2 protein-coding genes are annotated in these 1,640 nt (G+C 75.2%); both read left to right on the forward strand.

All coding sequences use genetic code 11. From position 1 onward, the window contains the following. Nucleotides 1-476: hypothetical protein (locus AC2W7J_RS18005; RefSeq protein ID WP_485984127.1), on the forward strand; the 476-nt coding region annotated here is incomplete at its 5' end. A 32-nt stretch (nt 477-508) separates the two neighbouring features. Then, nucleotides 509-1,640 (forward strand): glycosyltransferase family 4 protein (locus AC2W7J_RS18010; protein WP_485984129.1); only part of this gene is annotated, 1,132 nt, incomplete at its 3' end.

Consider the following 1,640-nt stretch of genomic DNA (forward strand, 5'->3'; position numbering starts at 1 on the left):
CGCGGGTCCTCGCCGTCGCGCTCGCCGTCACCGCCGTGCCCACGGGCCTGGCGACCTGGCCGCACCGCACGGAGCGCGTCGAGGACGGGGGACTGGCGGCCGCCCGGACCTACTGTGACGCCCTCGCGCCGGGCGATGTCGTCCTCGCCGTCGACGACTGGGCGGTCAACCACTGGACCCAGATCACCCGCGGCATGTGCGGCGTGCCGAGCATCGCGACGACGGGCCGGCTGCGCGACGACCCGCAGCAGGTGCGGGCCGCAGCCGAGCGGCTCGACGAGCGGGTGCGCGAGCGGGGTGGCCGGCTGCTCCTCGTGGCCCACCGGGAACGCGCCAGCCTCGACGAGATCGGCGCGACGGACGTGCGCACGGTGCTCGACACGACCCTCATGGAGGACCCCCACGTGCTGACGACCCGCCCCGAGCGGCTGGACCCGCTGCACCTCACCGTGTGGACGGGTCGTGTCGCCCGGTGACCCGGGGGACCGTCGCATAGGCTGCCCACGACATGGATGACGCCACGTTGAAGATCGCGGTCGTCGGGCCGACGCATCCCTACAAGGGCGGCGTCGCCTCGCACACGACGACCCTCGCCCACGAGCTCGAGGCGGCCGGTCACGACGTGACGCTCGTGTCGTGGAGCCACCTCTACCCGAGCTTCTTCTACCCCGGCGAGCAGTCCGTGCCGAGCTCGGGGGACCCGGACGTGCCGCCCTTCCCCCGCACGGTGCGGGCGCTGTCGTGGGCCCGCCCCGACTCGCTCGTGCGGGCCGGGCGGCGGCTCCGCGACGTCGACATCATCGTCGTCGTGCACGTCATCCCGCCCGTCGTGCCGCTGCACCTCACCCTGCTGCGGGCCGCCGGCGTCGGGCGCACCGCGATGACCGGGCGCGGGCCGCGCAGCGTCGTCATCGCGCACAACGTCCTGCCGCACGAGCCGCACCCCGGTGACGCGGCGCTCATGCGCACCTTCTTCCGCCGGGTCGACGCGGTCGTCGTCCACTCCGCCGAGCAGTCCCGGCTCGCCCGCGAGCTCGACGCCGAGCACGTCGTCGTCACCGACCTGCCGCCGCACCTGCCGGGCGGCGAGCCCGTCGAGCGCCCCGAGCACCGCGGCCCGGCCCGGCTGCTCGCCCTCGGCCTCGTGCGGGGCTACAAGGGCATCGACGTCCTCATGCGGGCGATGCTCCGCGTGCCCGACGTGACGCTCACCGTCGCAGGGGAGATCTGGGGCGACGCCGGCGACGAGATCCGGCGGCTGGCCGAGCACCGCAGCCTGCGCGACCGGGTGCAGATCCACAGCGGCTACGTCCCCGCCGAGCGGATCGCCCCGCTGCTCGCGCAGCACGACGTGCTCTCCCTCACCTATCGCAGCGCCACCGCGAGCCAAAATGTCCTGCTCGCGCACCAGCACGGGCTGGCCGTCCTCGCCTCCGACGTGGGGACCTTCGGCGACCAGGTCGACGACGGCGTCGACGGGCACCTCGTGCCGCCCGAGGACGAGGAGGCGATCGTCGCCGTGCTCGAGCGGCTGCGCGACCCCGACGAGGGTCGCCCGCCTGCGCGCCGGGGGTCACCCCCACCCGACCTGCAGGCCCCCTGGGGCCCGCTACGTCGGCACCCCTCGAGGCCCCTGAGCG

This window comes from Janibacter sp. CFPM2_SD2 (assembly GCF_057364645.1).